General features: G+C 55.0%; 17 protein-coding genes, 1 tRNA gene and 1 pseudogene. 10 read left to right on the top strand and 9 right to left on the bottom strand.

Going from position 1 to position 17,596, the window contains the following annotated elements:
* The first annotated feature begins 6 nt into the window (after nt 1–6).
* Nucleotides 7–909 carry an energy-coupling factor transporter transmembrane protein EcfT gene (locus RHH81_RS12315; RefSeq protein ID WP_206200416.1) on the top strand — a complete coding sequence of 301 codons (903 nt, stop codon included), beginning with the start codon at nt 7–9 and terminating at the stop codon, nt 907–909.
* Nucleotides 807–2,282 carry an anthranilate synthase component I gene (locus RHH81_RS12310; protein WP_399379008.1) on the top strand — a complete coding sequence of 492 codons (1,476 nt, stop codon included), beginning with the start codon at nt 807–809 and terminating at the stop codon, nt 2,280–2,282. The genes RHH81_RS12315 and RHH81_RS12310 overlap by 103 nt, the downstream gene beginning before the upstream one ends.
* Here the strand turns inward: RHH81_RS12310 and RHH81_RS12305 are convergent.
* Genes RHH81_RS12305 through RHH81_RS12295 form a run of 3 tightly spaced genes read right to left on the bottom strand, consistent with a single transcriptional unit; the run spans nt 2,279 to nt 4,680 of the window.
* Complete coding sequence (locus tag RHH81_RS12305) at nt 2,279–2,755, bottom strand: DUF3122 domain-containing protein (RefSeq protein WP_310438617.1); 477 nt, start codon at nt 2,753–2,755, stop codon at nt 2,279–2,281. The genes RHH81_RS12310 and RHH81_RS12305 overlap by 4 nt on opposite strands.
* A gap of 12 nt (nt 2,756–2,767) precedes the next feature.
* Nucleotides 2,768–3,343 carry a DUF3365 domain-containing protein gene (locus RHH81_RS12300; RefSeq protein WP_310743121.1) on the bottom strand — a complete coding sequence of 192 codons (576 nt, stop codon included), beginning with the start codon at nt 3,341–3,343 and terminating at the stop codon, nt 2,768–2,770.
* 38 nt (nt 3,344–3,381) lie between these two features.
* Nucleotides 3,382–4,680, bottom strand: coding sequence for an FAD-dependent oxidoreductase (locus RHH81_RS12295; RefSeq protein WP_310743120.1), 1,299 nt, complete (start codon nt 4,678–4,680; stop codon nt 3,382–3,384).
* Nucleotides 4,681–4,858: 178 nt separating this feature from the next.
* On the opposite strand from RHH81_RS12295, the gene RHH81_RS12290 reads away from it, so the two are divergent.
* The gene (locus RHH81_RS12290; RefSeq protein WP_206200411.1) at nt 4,859–5,296 is read left to right on the top strand and encodes a single-stranded DNA-binding protein; all 438 of its coding nucleotides are present in this window, start codon (nt 4,859–4,861) and stop codon (nt 5,294–5,296) included.
* Between the two features lie 198 nt (nt 5,297–5,494).
* On the opposite strand, the gene RHH81_RS12285 is transcribed toward RHH81_RS12290, so the two are convergent.
* Nucleotides 5,495–5,827: an endonuclease domain-containing protein gene (locus tag RHH81_RS12285; RefSeq protein WP_206200410.1), complete on the bottom strand. Its 333-nt coding sequence runs from the start codon at nt 5,825–5,827 to the stop codon at nt 5,495–5,497.
* A gap of 131 nt (nt 5,828–5,958) precedes the next feature.
* Between RHH81_RS12285 and RHH81_RS12280 the strand changes: the two are divergent.
* Nucleotides 5,959–6,763: pseudogene (locus RHH81_RS12280) on the top strand (IS630 family transposase).
* Here the strand turns inward: RHH81_RS12280 and RHH81_RS12275 are convergent.
* Nucleotides 6,716–7,102 (bottom strand): HEAT repeat domain-containing protein, encoded by a 387-nt coding sequence (locus RHH81_RS12275; RefSeq protein ID WP_302678443.1) that lies wholly within the window; start codon nt 7,100–7,102, stop codon nt 6,716–6,718. The pseudogene RHH81_RS12280 and the gene RHH81_RS12275 sit on opposite strands and share 48 nt — an antisense overlap.
* Before the next feature lie 63 nt (nt 7,103–7,165).
* Here RHH81_RS12275 and RHH81_RS12270 point away from each other — a divergent pair.
* Nucleotides 7,166–7,239 (top strand) — tRNA-Asp (locus RHH81_RS12270).
* 19 nt (nt 7,240–7,258) lie between these two features.
* Here RHH81_RS12270 and RHH81_RS12265 read toward each other — a convergent pair.
* Nucleotides 7,259–7,837, bottom strand: a complete 579-nt coding sequence (locus RHH81_RS12265) for a M23 family metallopeptidase (RefSeq protein WP_206200409.1) — start codon at nt 7,835–7,837, stop codon at nt 7,259–7,261.
* Between the two features lie 107 nt (nt 7,838–7,944).
* On the opposite strand from RHH81_RS12265, the gene RHH81_RS12260 reads away from it, so the two are divergent.
* Nucleotides 7,945–8,208 (top strand): DUF3493 domain-containing protein, encoded by a 264-nt coding sequence (locus tag RHH81_RS12260; RefSeq protein ID WP_149819902.1) that lies wholly within the window; start codon nt 7,945–7,947, stop codon nt 8,206–8,208.
* On the opposite strand, the gene prmC is transcribed toward RHH81_RS12260, so the two are convergent.
* On the bottom strand, nt 8,205–9,080 hold the full coding sequence (prmC, locus tag RHH81_RS12255; protein ID WP_310453780.1) for a peptide chain release factor N(5)-glutamine methyltransferase: 876 nt from the start codon (nt 9,078–9,080) through the stop codon (nt 8,205–8,207). The genes RHH81_RS12260 and prmC overlap by 4 nt on opposite strands.
* A gap of 78 nt (nt 9,081–9,158) precedes the next feature.
* On the opposite strand from prmC, the gene RHH81_RS12250 reads away from it, so the two are divergent.
* Nucleotides 9,159–9,518 (top strand): hypothetical protein, encoded by a 360-nt coding sequence (locus RHH81_RS12250; protein WP_310453779.1) that lies wholly within the window; start codon nt 9,159–9,161, stop codon nt 9,516–9,518.
* Here RHH81_RS12250 and RHH81_RS12245 read toward each other — a convergent pair.
* Both RHH81_RS12245 and RHH81_RS12240 read right to left on the bottom strand, forming a co-directional pair.
* A complete protein-coding gene (locus RHH81_RS12245; protein ID WP_310453778.1) occupies nt 9,508–10,422 on the bottom strand; it encodes a DMT family transporter in 915 nt (304 codons plus the stop codon). The genes RHH81_RS12250 and RHH81_RS12245 overlap by 11 nt on opposite strands.
* Nucleotides 10,409–12,208 carry an aspartate kinase gene (locus tag RHH81_RS12240; RefSeq protein WP_206200405.1) on the bottom strand — a complete coding sequence of 600 codons (1,800 nt, stop codon included), beginning with the start codon at nt 12,206–12,208 and terminating at the stop codon, nt 10,409–10,411. Before RHH81_RS12240 ends, RHH81_RS12245 begins: the two co-directional genes overlap by 14 nt.
* A gap of 136 nt (nt 12,209–12,344) precedes the next feature.
* Here RHH81_RS12240 and ftsH point away from each other — a divergent pair, with 136 nt between their 5' ends.
* From ftsH to RHH81_RS12225, 3 genes are read left to right on the top strand one after another with little or no spacing between them, the layout of a single operon-like run.
* On the top strand, nt 12,345–14,273 hold the full coding sequence (gene ftsH, locus RHH81_RS12235; protein ID WP_310743119.1) for an ATP-dependent zinc metalloprotease FtsH: 1,929 nt from the start codon (nt 12,345–12,347) through the stop codon (nt 14,271–14,273).
* A 14-nt stretch (nt 14,274–14,287) separates the two neighbouring features.
* A complete protein-coding gene (locus RHH81_RS12230) occupies nt 14,288–16,432 on the top strand; it encodes an ATP-binding protein (RefSeq protein ID WP_302678436.1) in 2,145 nt (714 codons plus the stop codon).
* A 31-nt stretch (nt 16,433–16,463) separates the two neighbouring features.
* Entirely contained in the window at nt 16,464–17,552 is a 1,089-nt protein-coding gene (locus RHH81_RS12225) for an LOG family protein (RefSeq protein ID WP_206200402.1), read from the top strand.
* Nucleotides 17,553–17,596: the final 44 nt, after the last annotated feature.

The following is a 17,596-nucleotide window of genomic DNA, read 5'->3' as shown; positions in this document are numbered from 1 at the left end:
TTTTCCATGGATCTCCTGCGATCGCTCCCTTTGGGGCTATACCTTGAACAACCGGTGACTTGGCTGCACCGCCTTGATCCGCGGGTTAAGTTGGCATGGTTGATGACGTTTCTGTTGGCACCTATTTTGGCGGATGTCAGTTGGCGGTTGGGGCTAGTGGTCAGTTTAATTCTCCTGACCCTCCTAGGGGGGATTCCCGCACGGGTGTGGCGGCGGCAACTGCTGTGGCTCCTCTTGGTGGGGAGTTTAATTCTAGTCATCACGGCTTTGATGCCGGATGGGATGGCGGTCACCTATCAACCCCGCCGTCCTTTGGAAGCCACCGCTCCGCCCACGAGTTACAGTTATATCCTGTGGCAGTTTCGTGCCCAAGTGGGTCAGTTTCCAATTCATCTGCAAGTCTCCCAGCGATCGCTGGATTTGGGGTTACGCCTGAGTACCCTCCTGTTTACGCTCCTTTACAGCACGCATCTGTTTTTGCTGACCACTGCCCCAGAAGAAGTCACCGCTGGCTTGGAAAATCTGATGCAGCCCCTGAAACGCTTTAAGCTGCCAGTGGCCGAAATTGCCCTGACCTTGACGCTGTCGCTGCGGTTTATTCCCTTGGTTTTAGAAGAGGTGCAAAACCTGAGCCGCTCAGTGCGGACGCGTGCCATCAATTGGCGACTGGTGGGCATTAAGGGCAGCATCAAGTTGTGGCTCACCTTAGCAGTACGGCTGTTGGACAATTTACTCCTGCGGGCAGAACAGGTGGCCTGTGCCATGCAGGTGCGGGGCTTTCAAGAACCGGGAACCTACGATAATCCCTGGCACCATCTGCGACTGCAGCGGCGAGATTGGTTGGCTCTGGGGGGCATGGGGTTATTTTGGTTGGTTCGTTTGGGTTGGTTGGGGGTGACACACCATTGATGTTCCCCTGTCAGCCGTGGCTATGGTGCTGTTTGCCGCTGCGGCGTCGCACGGGTCGCGCTATTTTTCAGCAATTGTTTTTGACTGAGCCAATTGCCGTTTTACTGGAAAGCCCAGCCCAAGCCCCGACTCCCCAAGCGCGCTACTCCATTTGTGCGGGGTCACCACGGCGCGATCGCCAGTGGCCACTCTCCTTGGGTCAAGTCCTGCCGACGCTACACAGCTTTCCCCAATGTGAAGCGGTTCCTGAAGCGGTGCGCCATCTGCCCTTTACTGGTGGCTGGTTGGGATGGCTGGGGTATGAGTTGGCGTGGGAAATTGAAGCCCTGCCGCCTCTGAAGCCTGATCCTCTCCCTTTTCCAGTGGCCTTTTGGTATGAACCCCAAGCCTTCGCGGTTTTAGATCATCAAGAAGATCTCCTCTATCTAGCAGCTTCCACCGAGGCAGAGTTAACCCTTCTCCAACAGAGCCTAGAGCAAACGTCCCCTGCCCTTCATCTGCCCCTACCCGATCGCGCCGGCAGCATTGAACTAGCCGCTGGCTGGCAACCCGATACCTACCAAGCAGCGGTGCGGCAGATTCTCCGCCATATTCGTGCCGGGGATATTTTTCAGGCCAATCTGTCGGCCCGCTTTTGCCATTACGGGCGCGTTGATCCTTGGCAACAATACCTGCGGCTGCAGCAGATTAACCCGTCTCCCTTTGCCAGTTTTTGGCAGACCCCTTGGGGCTACATTGTCAGTTGCTCACCGGAACGCTTGGTGCAAGTGCAGGGAGATAGGGTGCAAACCCGACCCATTGCTGGTACCCGTCCGCGCGGCCAAACCCCAGCGGGCGATCGCGCCTACGCCGAGGAACTCCTCAGCAATACCAAGGAACAGGCAGAACACATGATGCTCGTGGATTTAGAGCGCAATGACTTGGGGCGAGTGTGCCAGTGGGGCAGTGTGGTGGTGGATGAACTCCTAACGCTGGAGTACTACAGCCATGTGATTCACTTGGTGAGCAATGTTCGCGGCACGTTGCAGCCGGGGCTGTCTCCTGTGGATGTGATCCGTGCCCTCTTTCCCGGTGGCACGATTACCGGCTGTCCCAAGGTACGCTGCATGGCGATTTTGGCCGATTTGGAACCCTTTCCCCGCAATTTGTTCTACGGTTCCTGTGGCTACTGGGATCAGCGGGGGCATTTGGACTTGAATATCCTCATCCGTACTCTTTTGGTGGCGGGCGATCGCCAGACGACTTGGGGGCAAGTGGGCGCCGGTATTGTGGCCGACAGTGATCCAGAGCGGGAATGGCAAGAATCCCTGAGCAAAGCCCAAGCCCTACTCCTTGCCCTTGGGACACCTACGCCCATCAGCCCCCGTTCCTAGACTCCCTCCATCAGAGCGTGCCATTCAATTACCACAGCCGCAGGCACAGCAATCTCAATCCCCTGCTCCTCTAGGGGCGGACGCAGTACCAAGGGTTCACTCTGGGGCAAGCGCGGTACAAGGGGCAACAGGTCAAACTGTCCCACATTGGCAACGGAGTCTGCCTTGGGAAAGTCATCTACGGCTGTGAGGGTTTGACCGCTCGATGTGATCAGCACCAAGGGATCGAGATGGCGAAAGTGGTACTGCTCGGGAAACCCCACCAAGCGTAATTGCAACTGGTCACGACGGGAAAAGAGAATCACCTGCCACGTGAAGCCACGATTATCGCGCAACTGATGCCGCGACTGCACCACCACTTGATTGGGAGCCTCTTCAATGGTGCGAATCATGGCAGGGCTACTGGGGGACACCGCTAGCCACAGGAGAATGACGAGCAGGATCACAAGTAACCAACCCTGCCAACGTTTCATTGAAGTTCCTCCCTAGGGTGAGGTTTGGAGTGCCTGTTGAATTTGCGGAATCGTCACAGCGTACATGCCCCGCAGATCACCAACACGGAAGCCATAGGCGCGATCGCTGGGATATTTTTCTTGAATAAAGGCAGGCCGCCGATTTTTCGCCCCATGACAGGCAAGGCAACTGGCTTGGACATCAATGCGACGGAAGTAGTGCACCCCTTCAGCATCCGTTTGCCAAAAGGCTTGGAGTTGACGATTGTTATCAAAGCGATTGAGGGCTTGCACTTCCAGCGCTGTGCGCGGGGCATGGTTGGGGTTGCGGTACTTGAGGGCTACCTGACGCAGTTGCCAGCCATTGGCAGCAGCAATTTCCTTCGCTTTCTTGCCCACGGGGGCACAAACAGCCTTAAAGGTGTCAAGGGTGGGTTCCGTGGGACTTCCTTCTAAAGTAGAGGCAAGGCCAATGCGCATTTGATCCAACTGTTCAATGGCGGTTACGGCTTTCCCCAGTTCATCGGGATTCACACTGGCCAATGTGACTGAGGAACTGTTGAGCCATAGACAAACCATCAACAGACCCATGAGAAAGAGGCGCGCCATAAAAATTACTCCTTGTCAGTGTTGTTAACGGTTGCATATCAAACTTTTGCGAACGGTTGCTGCTTGGAAACTAGGGGGGGTTGAAGGGGACGCACAAGGGAAAGGCCAAAGAAGAGCCGCAGTCCCCACTGTTCAAACCAAGGAACACTTAGCCCCCATCGCATTTTCAGCAGGAAGTAGCGCTCAAAGACAGCCTTGACCCAACTCACCCACAATCCTTGAATGGCGTAGGCCAAGCGGCGCTTCTGCCCGAGGGTCTCAGGAATCACAGGAGCGGCAATATAGGCAATACCCGTGTCACCAAAGTCGGCAAAACAGAGGGCATCGAGGGTCGGCACTACAGGGTCAGCGGCTAATTCCCCAAGGGCAACGGCAATGTTGTGGCTGGCGGCGATCGCCATCTCCTCGGTCATTTGACCCGTCTTGGGCAAGCCCATAGGCACAGGGGTGACTTCTATCGGCGGCAGGTGAACACTAATACCGACCCCATAGATTTCAGGATAGTCGGGGTGCTGAAGGGTGGGCAGCAGGGGCAAAAATCCCTTTTCATTGCCAAGACCCGAGGCACGCACAAAGGCTGGCCCGCGAAAAGGTGGCAAAATCATGCTGTAGCCAAAGGGGATTACCCGTCCATCCCGCAACAAAATCCGATGCGGCTCAATGGCCGTGATCTCGGCATTCGTGATGGTTTCAATGCCCCGCTGTGCAATCAGGTCTAGGGTGAGTTGATCACTGTTGGCCAAGCCACCAATCCCCAGATGGCCAATGTAGGGTTCAGGGGTAATGAATGTCATCTTGACGCGATCGCGCAACCGATGACGCCGCAGGGCATACTCCGCCAAAAACAGAAATTCATAGGCAGGCCCAAAGCAACTGGCTCCCGGCGCCGCACCCACAACTAAGTCCTTGGGGTCTTTGAGGAATGCTTGCCATCCTCGATGGGCGGCAACTGCGTGGGCGGGGGTACACACGGAATGACTGTGAACGCCAAGGCCGGGAATCAAATCGAGGGCGAGTTCTGCCCCTGTGGCAATCACTAAATAGTCGTAGTCAAGGGTTTGCTCAGGCAAATAGACTTTCTTAGCTTTAGGGTCAATCTGCTGAACTTTGCCTTGCACCCATTGCAACCCATGGCGACGGCTCACGATCCCTAGGGGCACTTGCAGGCGTTCGAGGGAATGGTGTCCGAGGGCAACTGCCACTAGTCCTAGAATAAATGTAAAGCGATCCACATCGGAGACCAACACCACTTGATGGCGATCGCCCAAACGATGCCGCAATTCGTAGGCTGTGGGCAATCCGCCAATGCCCGCCCCAAGGACAACCACCCGTGCCATGACCGTGTCCTCTGTAAGTTTATTTAATTAACTATATGGTAGTATAAGAAGATACAATTGGCTACAGCCGTCTGTGCTAGGGAGAACCCCAGCGTCGCGCTGTATTGATCCTGTGGCCTTGTCGCGGCAGCCGTTGGGACTATACTGGAAAGAACACGACCTGTTGGAAGCTCATCGGATGAATAGTTGCGTCCTCTTTGCAGAAGTGATTCAAGCGCCAGAACTGCGCTACACCCAAGAAAATCAGATGGCGGTGGCCACAATGGTGGTGCAGTTTGCTAGCCTGCGCAGTGAAGAGCCACCCATGAGTTTGCGAACAGTGGCGTGGGGCAATTTGGGGCAAAAAATGCAGGCAGAATGCAAAGTGGGCGATCGCCTGATCTTAGAAGGTCGGCTAAAAATGGACACCATTGACCGCCCCGAAGGTTTCAAAGAAAAACGCGCCGAGTTGGTGGTAAGCCGCTTCTACACCGTTGAGGGCAATATTGTGGATCATCCGGCACAGCCGGCAACCACCCCCATGGCCACACCCGCAGCCACTGCACCTGTCACACCGAAGGTGGCACCCCCACCCCCCGAACCCGAAGATATTAACCTAGATGAGGTACCCTTCTAGGGATTGACGCTGATTCGGCTAGCGTTTAGCACGAACACATCATCTCACCCACGTCAGTTTGGGATGAGGAGAACTAGAGAGCCATGGGAGGCTTCTTAGTCTGATGGGCAGAGGTCACAAATGAGATTCACGCAGCAATTCACAGGGCAAGAATTCCCTTCGCATCCCTTTCGTAGTCAGCCCAACTCAGACCCACCCCTAGCCTCTCTCTGGAGGGAAAGTTTTGGAGGCGTTGTCCTTTATCCAGGTTGCGATCGCCTCAAGGACTCCCTCAACATTGTGGCACACCTCTTCATCTCGAAACCGCAAGAATCGAACCCCTAAGGCTTCAAGCCTTTGCTGACGGTAGCGGTCTTGCTCTTGAGCTTCTTCGCTATCGTGGGATGAGCCATCAACTTCGATCGCTAGCTTCAGCTTTTTGCAGTAGAAGTCAACAACGTACTCATCGATAGGACGTTGGCGATCGAAATCATAGCCATTCATCTGCTTGCCCTTGAGATGCTGCCAGAGAATCACCTCCGATCGCGTCATTCTTTTTCGTATGGCTATTTCGAAAGGGAGTGAGATATTTTCAAGAGGGATAGGCTATACTCAAAGCGTCATGAATGTTACTCAAGAACATGAGCTATAGCTTAGACTGACGAGAGCGGGTTGTCTCCTACATCCAGCAAGGTGGCAAAATCAGTGAAGCAACTCAAATCTTCCAAGTCAGTTGCGCCACTATCCATCGCTGGCTGAAGCGAGACGACTTAGCCCCCACGGTTGTCCCCCGTCGTCCTTGGAAACTGGATTGGGCGGCCTTAGCAGCGGATGTTGCTGCCCATCCCGATGACCGTTTAATCGACCGTGCCCAGCGATTTGGCGTCCAAGTTTCCACCATTAGTTATGCCCTCGCCCAGATGGGCATCACTCGAAAGAAAACAGATACGTTACCAAGAAAGGTGTGAGGCAGAGCGACAAGCGTATCAACAGCAGCTCGACACATGGGTAGAGAGCCATGGGGAGGAAACGGTGGTGTCTATCGATGAGAGGGGGTTTGACTCTCGAGTGGAGTGTGAGTATGGGTGGTCAGCGCGAGGCCAACGAATTGATGGAGAGCGAGTGGGAAGGCGTCAGAAAAGAGAGAGTTGAGTCGCAGGACGGTATAGATACTAGAAAGACTTCATCGCCCCAATGCTGTTTTCAGGATATTTGAATGCGTTAGGGTTTGTGAGCTGGCTGAGTCAATACTGTTTGCTAGCGTTAGAGAAACGTTCGTTGTTGATGATGGATAATGCACCGATTCATCCAAAAGGGGCGATTCAGGCAGTGGTGAAAGCGGCGGGTCACGAGGTGTTATTTTTACCGAAATACTCTCCTGATTTGAATGTGATTGAGCACAACTTTAGTGCGTTGAAGCGAGCGCGGATGTATGCAGGGTCAAACAGTTCGATTGATGAGGTGATTCGCAAGTATTGTGCTGGATGATGTCTCATTCTTGATTAGAATTGCTATAAACTGCAACAGCCAATCATCGGTACTGTGGTAGGCCGTTTCTAAATCTTCAAGGGCAAAGGGAACTTGTAGGGCAGCCATCGCATCCGCTGCGGCAGCACGGACATCCGTTTCGCTGTCATGGAGCAGGCGATCGCGCAACAGGTCATGGGCTTGATTGAGATTGACGTGCCCAAGGCTGGCAATTTGACTCACCGCAGTGTAGCGGACACGGGAATTTTCATCTTGGCTGAGGGGTTGAATGAGCCGAAAGGCATCGTTGGGGTCAAGGCTACGCAGTTGATTGATGCCCCGCAGGCGATCGCCCAGCAAGGCAAATTTAACCAGTTGACAAAGCCATGATTTTCCTGATAGTCTAAAAATCGCTCAAAAATTGGGACTGTAGTTCAATCGGTTAGAGCACCGCCCTGTCACGGCGGAAGTTGCGGGTTCGAGCCCCGTCAGTCCCGTTAGTTTTTAATCAGAAAGTTATCGTTGGGCCTGGCTACCATACATGGCCTGTAGAACCACGGCAGGGTTGACCAATTGCCCTCGGTGGCGGAGCGTCCAGTGAAGGTGAGGTCCGGTGGTGCGGCCTGTCATGCCCACTCGACCAATACGTGCCCCCGTGGGTACCCGCTGCCCCTCTAGGATGAAAATGCCACCGGCGCGATCGACCATGGCTCGTCCTTGGGGGGTCTGCTCAACCCGCCCCATCATGTGGCAGTAAACGTGTTCCCAAGCCCCCGATTGAATTCGTACCAGTGTGCCACAGGCGGTGTGATCGGAAACTTCAATCACCTGCCCGACCCACCAATTACGGATATAGCTCCCTTGAGGAGCAGCAAAATCAAGGCCATTGTGAAATTCGGTCGTGGGTTCCCCCGTGGGCGATCGCCGGTAGCCAAAGGGAGAGGTATAGCCTTGGAAATTTTCCACAGGAAAGGAAGCATCGCTCCAGCGGAGTGTCCCTGCACCAGTATTTTGGGAGGGTTGACTGAGTTGGGGAATTGCAACCGTGCTACCCAAGGCGATCGCCAGGGCTACACTGATTCGCTGCCAATGCATATCAAACTCCTCACATCTCTTTTGGCCTACGGCCTTAGACCGTTATTGATGCACACCGTTCCCCATTGTAGGGACGTAGGATATTTTCAGGTGATGGGAAAATCAAAATGGCTACTCACAAACCCCAGCAACCGGCTGAAGTGACTCAATCAACTCTGCGCGATCGCCTGCGAGCCGAGGCAGCCGCTCCCTATCGGGGACTACGGCGCGTTTTCTATGCCGTTTTTGCCGCTTCCGGACTCATGGGTGCCTTTATCCTTGGCCTCAAGGGATTGGCGGGCACTGCTGGTAACGATTTGGTGTGGAATCTGGCATTACAAATCGGAGTGGTTGCCCTGATGGTTGCTCTCTGGCGCTGGGATCGCGGCTAAACTGCTTGAGCGAGCAAAAAGCGATCGTGGCCACTGAGATCCCGAAGAATTTCCACTCGTTCATAGGCTTGGCTGGCCATTGCTAGCGCTGCCACAGCTTCCCCTTGGGTTGCCATCAATTCGATAAAGAGCCAGCCTTGGGGCTGAAGATACTCTGGTGCCGTCTCAACAATCTGACGAATCGCCTGCAAGCCATCCGCACCACCATCGAGAGCAATAGGGGGTTCATGGCAGCGCACCTCAGGTTGGAGAGTGGCCACTAGGCGGGTGGGAATATAGGGAGGATTACTGACAATGCCCTGCACCTGCCCTTGCAGATGGGTAAGGGGGGCAAACCAACTGCCAACATAGCAACGCACGCGATCGCCCAAACCGTACTTCTGAATGTTGATTCGCGCTACCTCTAGGGCCTCAGGACTGCAATCGACAGCATGAACAACCACTTGAGGAAATAACCGCGCCAAGCCAATAGCGATCGCCCCACTGCCGGTGCCCAAATCCAGCCAATGCCCCTGTTGTTGCCAAGGGGGTACCGTTACTGCCACCACTTCTAGGAGTTCCTCTGTTTCTGGCCGAGGAATCAACACACTGGGGGTGACAACTAATTCCAGATCGTGCCAGTGAACCGTACCAATGAGATATTGCAGGGGAACCCGCTCCTGCCAGCGGCGTTGCCAACGCTCTTGGAGTTCTGCAAGGGGCAGTTTTAGAGGAATCTCGGGCGGAAAGCGGCGCAGGGTGATGTCAAGGGGACTCAACTGTGTGAAGGCACTGAGAAATTGTTTTAACTCCCGTAGGCCACTCTCGCGCTCAGGGGCTGGAATGATCGCCTGTGCCCAGTGCCACCATGCTTGGAGTGCCTCGCTACTCACGAATATATCTTGACCCTTGTTTTCTGAGGATACTCGTATCAAAATAGCCCTAGAATTTCTAACTGTGCCTTATCCACTGTGGCAGATTTTCAGGAACAGCTTCAACGTCTGCAAGAGCAACTGCAACGGGCGCAGGCGCGAGCAAATGAACTGCCGTCACTGGTTCCTGAACCGCCCCCACCGCCTGTGGATCCCGAAGCCCCGGAATGCGCGGGTGAACGGGCACGGATTGAAGCCCGCGTGCGCAGTGAAACCTCTGTTGCCGAACTTCAGGCACAACTGATTGAAGCCCTCTTGGAAAATGAACGGCTACGGCGTGCCCTAGAGGAGGAGCGGCAAAATCATGCCCGTACCCGTGAGGGACTCATTACCGCCTTAGGGGATGCTTTGGACACCCTCAAACAGCGGCGGCGATCGCCGAACCCCCCTAGGGACTAGGCCACAGTGCTACACTTAAACCCACCAGCACCAGACTGCCCCCCGTCATCACTACCGTTGTCGGCACCTCACCAAAGAGCAGCAAGGCAAAGAGACTCGCAGCAATCGGTTCTGCCAACACCAGAAGAGTTACCCATGTAGGGGAAAGCCAACGCACCCCCCAATTGAGACTGGTGTGCCCCACCAACTGGGGGATCAAAGCCAGCAGGAGAATCGCACCATAGAGCTTCAGCGGCCAACCTCCGTAAGTCAGACCCAGCAGTGGCGGCAGGGGCAAGAGAACCAAGGCAGCAGTGGCATAGGCCACAAGGGCGTAGTGGTGAATCGCCAGACCCGCCTTTTGAGCCGCTTGACCACAGATAAAGTAGGCACTGACCGCCCACGCCGCCGCGATCGCCAGCGCATTTCCGAGTAGGGGGTTCCTTGCCACAGCACTCGTCGGTTCTGCCGTCCCAATTAGGGCGCTGCCGCCAAGGGCGATCGCCATGCCCACCCAAGCACGGGGTTGAAGGGTTTGTCGCTGCCAAAGGTACCCGACGAGCGCCGACCAGATGGGCGTTGTGGTCACCAATGTGGTTGAGGCTGCCACCGAGGTGTAGTGCAGTGAGGTGAACCAGAGGCTAAAGTGCGCCGCAAGGGCAACCCCAGCCGCCAGTGCCCAACGCAGATTTTGGCGAGTCAGGTCTAGCCACGGCCACGTGTAAAGTTGCGGGGTCAAAAAGAGAGCAGCCAAACTGAGGCGACCACTGGCCAAGAAAATGCTCAACCCCACGGTCATGCCTAGGGAATCGGTGGCTAAATCAGCAACCCCCCAGCGCACCAGCACAGCAGCTGTAGAAACCGCCAACACGCCCACGCCGAGGACAAGGGCAATTTGCCAATGGGGCGGTCTATTTACCGACATCGGGAATGACGACGGGAGCCTCACCATCTAAACCAAAGGCTGTATGCACCGCCCGCAGCGCCCGCACCCCCTCCGATTCTGCCACCACACAACTCACGCGAATTTCCGAGGTGGCAATCATTTGAATGTTGATGTTTTCACGGGCAAGGGCCGCAAACATTTGCGCTGCAATCCCCGGACGGTGGATCATCCCCACACCAACAATGCTCACTTTGGCGATCGCCGTATCTATGAGGATGTCGCCGTAGCCCAATTGGCTCTGAACCCCCTTGAGTAGTTCCGTGGCTCGCTCGGCATCGGCAGAGGCCACCGTAAAGGCAATATCGCGGGTCATCACACCCCCGAGGGAGCGCGATCGCTGGGATTGGATAATCATATCCACGCTAATGGCGGCATCCGCAAGGGTCTGGAAAATTGCCGCCGCCATACCGGGGCGATCGGGCACATCGCGAATCGCAATCCGCGCCTGCTTGGGATCAAGGGCAACGCCCCGCACCGCTGGGGCATCGGGGGTTTCTTGGGGGACAGTGGTGGCGGCTTCCACATCAAAGGTTTGGGAGAGAACAGCGATCGCTCGACCTGCATCCGCTGCGGCCACTGTACAACTGACATTCACTTCAGAGGTGGAAATCATTTGTAGGTTAATGCCCGCTGCCGCCAAGGCCGAAAACATCTGAGCGGCCACCCCCGGTCGGCCAATCATCCCGGCACCGGTGATACTCACCTTGGCAATGTCGGCATCCACGAGCACATCCGTCTCTTCAACCCGTGGATTCAAGCGGGGATAAAAGGCCACAGCAACAGCCTCGGCTTGTTTAAGAACGCGCTTTTGCACGGTGAAGGCAATGTCGTTCGTCTGACCTTCGTGAATGGATTGGATAATTAAATCCACATCAAGATTTTGCCGTGCCAGTTCACCAAAAAGCTGTGCCGCAACGCCGGGGCGATCGGCCACCCGCAGTAGTGCCACCTTCGCCTGATCCGTATCCAGCGCCACCCCATCCACAGGTTTGCCCAGTTCAAGATTTTCCACGGGACGCGGCGGCCGCGATGGTGCAATGACACGGGTACCGGGATCATCCGTCCAACTGGAGCGCACCACCAAATCCACGCCATAGTTGCGGGCAATCTCCACGGCGCGGGGGTGCAAGACCTTTGCCCCTAGGCTCGCCAACTCCAGCATTTCATCGCAGGTAATCTCGCTCATGAGTTGGGCATTGGGCACCAGTCGCGGATCCGTGGTCAAAATGCCGGGGACATCGGTGTAAATTTCGCAGCAATCCGCCCGCAGCGCCGCCGCCAAGGCCACAGCCGAGGTATCCGAGCCACCCCGCCCAAGGGTGGTGACTTCAAAATCCGCAGCAGCAGTAATCCCCTGAAAGCCGGCCACAACCACCACTTGTCCTTCTTTGAGGTGCCGTTCGAGGCGCTGGGTCTCAATGTGGAGAATGCGGGCACGGGTGTGGGCCGGTTCGGTGACAATGCCCACTTGGGCACCGGTGAGGGAGATGGCGGGTTCCCCCAAGGCATGGAGCGCCATCGTCAACAGGGCGATCGAGACCTGCTCCCCCGTGGAAAGCAGCATATCCATTTCCCGCTGACTGGGGCGATCGCTAATGGCATAGGCCAGTTGCACCAAGCTATCCGTGGTTTTGCCCATGGCCGAGACCACCACCACTACCTGATGTCCCGCTGCCACAGTTGCCTTGACTCTGCGGGCTACCGCTTGAATGCGCTCGACACTACCGACGGACGTGCCGCCATACTTTTGTACAATCAGTCCCATGGGCGTTCTAAAGAGAATGCTGTCCTATTTTATATTTAGGGCGGTGATTCTTGGCTGTGGCTGATCCAGGGCGCTAGGGAACTAAAAAATCGCTGTTAAACTGGAAATTAGAACTGAATTTCGGAAACGGGTGCCGATGAAATACGCTCAACGCCTTTCCCAACGGCTGAGTCAACTGGCTTTGGTCGTGGGTCTCTCGTTAGCTCCCACTCACATTGGTTTAGCGCAATCGAGCAATAACAACACCGTTTCCTACAGTCAATTCCTCAATGCCCTCAAGGCGGGTGAAGTCAGCTCCGTCGAACTCTATCAGGAACAGGGGCTAGCCAAGTTTCGCCGTAAAGATCAACCCGAACAATCTCCCCCCCAAGAGGTACGGCTCTTTGATCGCAATCCTGAACTTGTAGAACTGCTGCGCCAAGTGAGTACCCGCTATGACACGACGGTGCGGGTGGTGCCCTCTAGCAGTGATGGGGCAGTGGTTGGCGTCATTTCTAACTTGATGCTGGGCTTCTTTCTGCTGATTTTATTCCTGATGATTTTGCGGCGGGCGAGTAATGCCCCCGGCGGCCCTGGGCAGATTCTCAACTTTGGTAAATCCCGCGCCCGCTTTCAAATGGAGGCACAAACGGGGGTGACCTTTGGCGATGTGGCTGGGATTGAAGAGGCCAAAGAAGAGCTGCAGGAAGTTGTGACCTTTCTCAAGAATTCAGAGAAATTTACCTCCATTGGTGCCCGTATTCCCAAGGGGGTGCTGCTAGTTGGGCCACCAGGAACCGGAAAAACGCTCCTTGCCAAGGCGATCGCCGGTGAAGCCGGGGTTCCCTTCTTTTCCATTTCTGGTTCTGAATTTGTGGAAATGTTTGTGGGCGTCGGTGCCTCCCGTGTGCGGGATCTCTTCAGAAAGGCTAAAGAAAACGCCCCTTGTCTGGTGTTTATTGATGAAATTGATGCCGTCGGTCGCCAACGGGGTGCCGGCATTGGCGGTGGCAATGATGAGCGCGAGCAAACCCTCAATCAACTCCTGACGGAAATGGATGGCTTTGAGGGGAATACGGGCATTATTGTGATTGCGGCAACGAACCGCCCCGATGTTTTGGATGCTGCCCTCCTGCGTCCGGGTCGCTTTGACCGCCAAATTACCGTTGATTTGCCCAGCTACAAGGGACGCCTGCAAATTCTCCAAGTCCATGCGCGGCACAAGAAAATTGCTCCCGAAGTGTCCCTAGAGGCGATCGCCCGCCGTACCCCCGGCTTTTCGGGTGCCGAACTGGCCAACCTCCTCAATGAAGCCGCAATTCTCACTGCTCGGCGTCGCAAACCGGCCATTACCAATGCCGAAATTGACGATGCCATTGATCGCGTGACGATTGGCATGACGCTCACTCCCCTCCTCGACAGCAAGAAAAAGTGGCTGATTGCCTACCACGAAGTGGGTCATGCTCTACTGATGACGCTCTTGAAACATGCGGATCCCCTCAATAAAGTGACCATTATTCCCCGGTCTGGGGGCGTTGGCGGCTTTGCCCAGCAGATCTTTGATGAAGAGCGGGTGGATAGTGGCCTCTATACCCGCGCATGGCTCCTCGATGAGATCACCATTCTATTGGGGGGACGCGCTGCCGAAGTGGAAATCTTTGGCGATGCTGAAGTCACCGTGGGTGCCAGTAGCGACTTGCGAGCAGTGGCCAATCTGGCGCGGGAAATGGTGACCCGTTACGGCATGTCGGATTTGGGACACTTAGCCCTTGAAACGCCGGGCAACGAGGTCTTTCTGGGTCGAGATCTCATGCCGCGCGCTGAATATTCTGAAGCTGTGGCCGTGCAAATTGACCACCAAGTGCGCGAGATTGTTATGCACTGCTACGAGATTGCCCGCAAACTGATCCGCGAGCATCGGGTGGCCATTGATAAGCTGGTGGAGCTGCTCCTTGAGAAAGAAACCATTGACGGTGATGAGTTCCGTGCCTTGGTGCGCCAATATACTACCCTACCTGTCAAAGAACCCACTTGGAAGGTGACAGCGACACCAGTATCCTTTCGTCAGGGTGCCCAGCCGTCCTAGGCAAGGAGGCAACGGTGAGCCACGAGCGGCAGGCAGTCCGCCACCTGTTAGTCCTCGAAGACAGTGAGGGGCGGCGACCTATTTTGCTAGAGGCAGCCACTTATTCCATCGGTCGCGATCCAACGAATTCAATTGTGCTTCACTCGAAGATGGTCTCACGGCAGCACGCTATTCTCCTACGGGTGACCAGTCCTGAAACCAATAGCCATCTTTTTCGCCTCATTGATGGTGATTTGCAGGGCAAGCGCAGTACGAATGGCACTCTGGTCAATGGCCAGCGGATTGTTGCCCATGATTTGCGTGGCGGTGACATGATTGTGTTTGGCGGCGATGTGCGTGCCCGCTACTTGACCTTGACGAACATGACGGATACGGAGTTTCAGGATTTTTGCCGCAGTACCGATGTCTTAGGATTTCTCTCCAAAAGCACCAATCCCTTTGCAACACTTGTCCCCCTCAGTGAAGGTAATATCGAGAATTTTAGTGAAGCGGCCTTAGTGCGCTTGGCCTCCTATCCGGAGCTGACGCCCAACCCAATTTTGGAAGTGGATTTAGAGGGGAGGGTGACGTATCTCAATCCAGCGGCAGTGATACAGTTTCGAGATCTACAGCAACAGAAGTTGACTCATCCTCTATTGCTGGGATTGCCGGAACTCGCACGCTACATGAAGCAAACCCAAGAAAAAGTGCATGTGCGGGAGGTGGAGTACCAAGGGCGCATCTACGAGCAATCCATTCACTACATCTATGAAAGTGAGCTGATCCGCAGCTATGTCATGGATGTCACCGATCGCAAGCGAGCCGAGGAACAACTGCGCAACCAAGCCCGCCGTGAGGCCATCATTAACCGCATCATTCAAGCCATGCGTACCACTATGGTGGCAGCGGAAGTTCTGCAAATTACCGCTGATTTACTCCTAGAAGCCTTGGGATCGACCCTCTGCCTGATTACGCAAACCCATGCGCCCAATAGCCCTACCTATGCCAGCCGTCCTCAATTTGTCAGCTTACCCAACCACTTGATTGCTCTCAACCAGCAGGCGATCGTCCTCTTTGAATCTACCCTTCGCAGCGGTGAACAGGTGGTCTTAGCTGCCAGTCGCCCAGATCTGCCAGAGCCGCTGCAAACGGATCTCAGAACCTTAAATGTCAATGCCTTGGTGATCACTCCCCTAGTTTACCTTGGCCAACTCCTCGGCCAAATTACGCTCCTCGATTGGGAGTGGGAACCCAGTGAGGCAACGTCCGTTTTGGCGAGCGATCGCCAGCTTTGGCAACAAACCCTGCCCAAGTCTTGGACACCAGAAGATTTAAGCCTCGTCAAAACCATTGCCGATCAGTGTGCCCTCGCCATTCACCAAGCGCAGCTTTACCAACAGGTACAAGAACTCAATGCGGATTTGGAGCGCCAAGTGCGCGCCCGTACTGCCGAACTGGAACAGAAAATGCAGGAGCTAGAGCGGCTCAATGCCATTAAGGATGATTTCTTGAGCACCGTTTCCCACGAGTTGCGTACCCCCATGGCCAATATGAAAATGGCCATCTATATGCTGAAGCAATTTGCCACCGACGATCGCCAGAAACGCTACCTCGACATTCTCGCCAATGAGTGCAACCGCGAAACGGAATTGATCAATGATTTGCTGGATCTGCAACGCCTAGAGGCAGGGCGCAGCCAGATTCAACAGGAGGTGATTGATCTCGACAGTTGGCTGCCCTCGGTGCTCGAACCCTTCCGCAACCGCATGCAACAGCGGCAGCAATCCCTTGAGATTTTGCGCCCCGCCACGTTGCCGCCCCTCCTCTCCAACCGCCATGCCTTAGCCCGCATCTTGGCAGAGTTACTCAACAATGCCTGTAAGTACAGCCCTGCTGGCGCACAGATTGTTGTCCGTTTTGATCCAATCGGGGGCGATCGCCTGCAAATTCAAGTGAGTAATCCCTCAGAGATTCCTAGTGAGGAGCTACCGCGCATCTTTGAAAAGTTTTATCGCATTCCCAATGCCGATCCGTGGCAACAGGGGGGAACGGGTTTAGGCCTTGCCCTCACCCAAAAACTCGTGGAGCAATTGCAGGGTGAAATTAGCGCCGACAGTGAAGCGGGCATTACCACCTTTACCCTCAGCCTACCCACTGCATCAGGTGATCCCGCTGCCTGATAAAATAGGGTGCTAACGTTCTTAGGGTGCCATGACCCTTTCGCGAGTCGCTTTAAGTAGCCTACAGCAAGACCTTGAACAGTTAATTCGTCGCTTGGATAGGGTGCCCCACGGCGACGTGATTTACCAAGCCCTGCAACTTTTTCTGGATATTGCCGATGAGGAACTGGAACGACTAGATTGGAAGATTCTGCGTTCCTGCCTGCGGGATATGCACCAAGCCCTGCGGGTCTTTGCCCCCTATCGCCATACCCGCAAAATTTCGATCTTTGGATCGGCACGCACTCCCTCCACGGCGCCTGTCTATGAAATGGCGGTGGCCTTTGCCCAAGCGGCGAGTGCCACGGGGTTTATGATTATCACCGGTGCCGGGGGTGGCATCATGGAGGCTGGCAACAAAGGGGCAGGCTCCAATAAGTCCTTTGGCCTGAACATTGAACTCCCCTTTGAGCAGGGGGCTAACCCCTATATTGAAGGGGATCCGCGTCTGATTCACTTCAAGTACTTCTTTACGCGCAAGCTCTTTTTGCTCAAGGAAACCGATGCCATTGCTGTATTTCCTGGTGGCTTTGGCACCCAAGATGAAGCCTTTGAATGCTTGACTCTCTGTCAAACGGGCAAAGCCCCCCCTAAACCCTTGGTCTTGATGGACATTCCCGGTGGTACCTACTGGCAACATTGGGATCGATTTATTCGTGAAGAACTGGCAGCCAAGGGACTAATTAACCGTGAAGATCAGGAACTCTACCGCATCTGCACCAGTGTTGAGGAGGGGTTGGCTTACCTCAGTGGCTTTTATCGTGTCTATCACTCTAGCCGCTATGTGGGCGATCGCTTGGTGCTGCGGTTGAACCAAGACATTAGTGATGCCGCCTTGGCAGAACTCAATCGCGATTTTCAAGACATCCTCGTGTCGGGGCAGATTGAACGCGCTGAACCGTTGCCTCGGGAAGTGGAAGACGAGCAACCCATTAACCGTCCTGCCTTGACCCACACGCTCCACCTGCCGCGATTGATCCTGCACTTTAACCAGCGGGACTACAGCCGTCTTTACCAACTCATCTATCGCCTCAATGGCTTTGCCACGGCGGAAACTGTGTACCATCCCGAACGCAAATAGGCGATCGCCCCCAGATGACCGTTTTTGATCACCCTTAGAGATAC

Origin of the sequence: Thermosynechococcus sp. PKX95, from assembly GCF_031583295.1 — a bacterium.
Taxonomy (GTDB): Bacteria; Cyanobacteriota; Cyanobacteriia; order Thermosynechococcales; family Thermosynechococcaceae; genus Thermosynechococcus.
The sequence above is the reverse complement of the archived record's forward strand: the minus strand, read 5'-3'. Positions and strand labels throughout refer to the sequence as shown.

Bases quoted from the DNA above. Each gene is read 5' to 3' on its own strand.
- RHH81_RS12260 (WP_149819902.1), top strand. From the start codon at position 7,945: ATGGCTACTCACAAACCCCAGCAACCGGCTGAAGTGACTCAATCAACT.
- RHH81_RS12290 (WP_206200411.1), top strand. From the start codon at position 4,859: ATGAATAGTTGCGTCCTCTTTGCAGAAGTGATTCAAGCGCCAGAACTG.
- RHH81_RS12300 (WP_310743121.1), bottom strand. From the start codon at position 3,343: ATGGCGCGCCTCTTTCTCATGGGTCTGTTGATGGTTTGTCTATGGCTC.
- RHH81_RS12265 (WP_206200409.1), bottom strand. From the start codon at position 7,837: ATGCATTGGCAGCGAATCAGTGTAGCCCTGGCGATCGCCTTGGGTAGC.
- RHH81_RS12305 (WP_310438617.1), bottom strand. From the start codon at position 2,755: ATGAAACGTTGGCAGGGTTGGTTACTTGTGATCCTGCTCGTCATTCTC.
- RHH81_RS12240 (WP_206200405.1), bottom strand. From the start codon at position 12,208: ATGGGACTGATTGTACAAAAGTATGGCGGCACGTCCGTCGGTAGTGTC.
- RHH81_RS12285 (WP_206200410.1), bottom strand. From the start codon at position 5,827: ATGACGCGATCGGAGGTGATTCTCTGGCAGCATCTCAAGGGCAAGCAG.
- RHH81_RS12225 (WP_206200402.1), top strand. From the start codon at position 16,464: ATGACCCTTTCGCGAGTCGCTTTAAGTAGCCTACAGCAAGACCTTGAA.
- RHH81_RS12315 (WP_206200416.1), top strand. From the start codon at position 7: ATGGATCTCCTGCGATCGCTCCCTTTGGGGCTATACCTTGAACAACCG.
- RHH81_RS12245 (WP_310453778.1), bottom strand. From the start codon at position 10,422: ATGTCGGTAAATAGACCGCCCCATTGGCAAATTGCCCTTGTCCTCGGC.
- ftsH (WP_310743119.1), top strand. From the start codon at position 12,345: ATGAAATACGCTCAACGCCTTTCCCAACGGCTGAGTCAACTGGCTTTG.
- RHH81_RS12295 (WP_310743120.1), bottom strand. From the start codon at position 4,680: ATGGCACGGGTGGTTGTCCTTGGGGCGGGCATTGGCGGATTGCCCACA.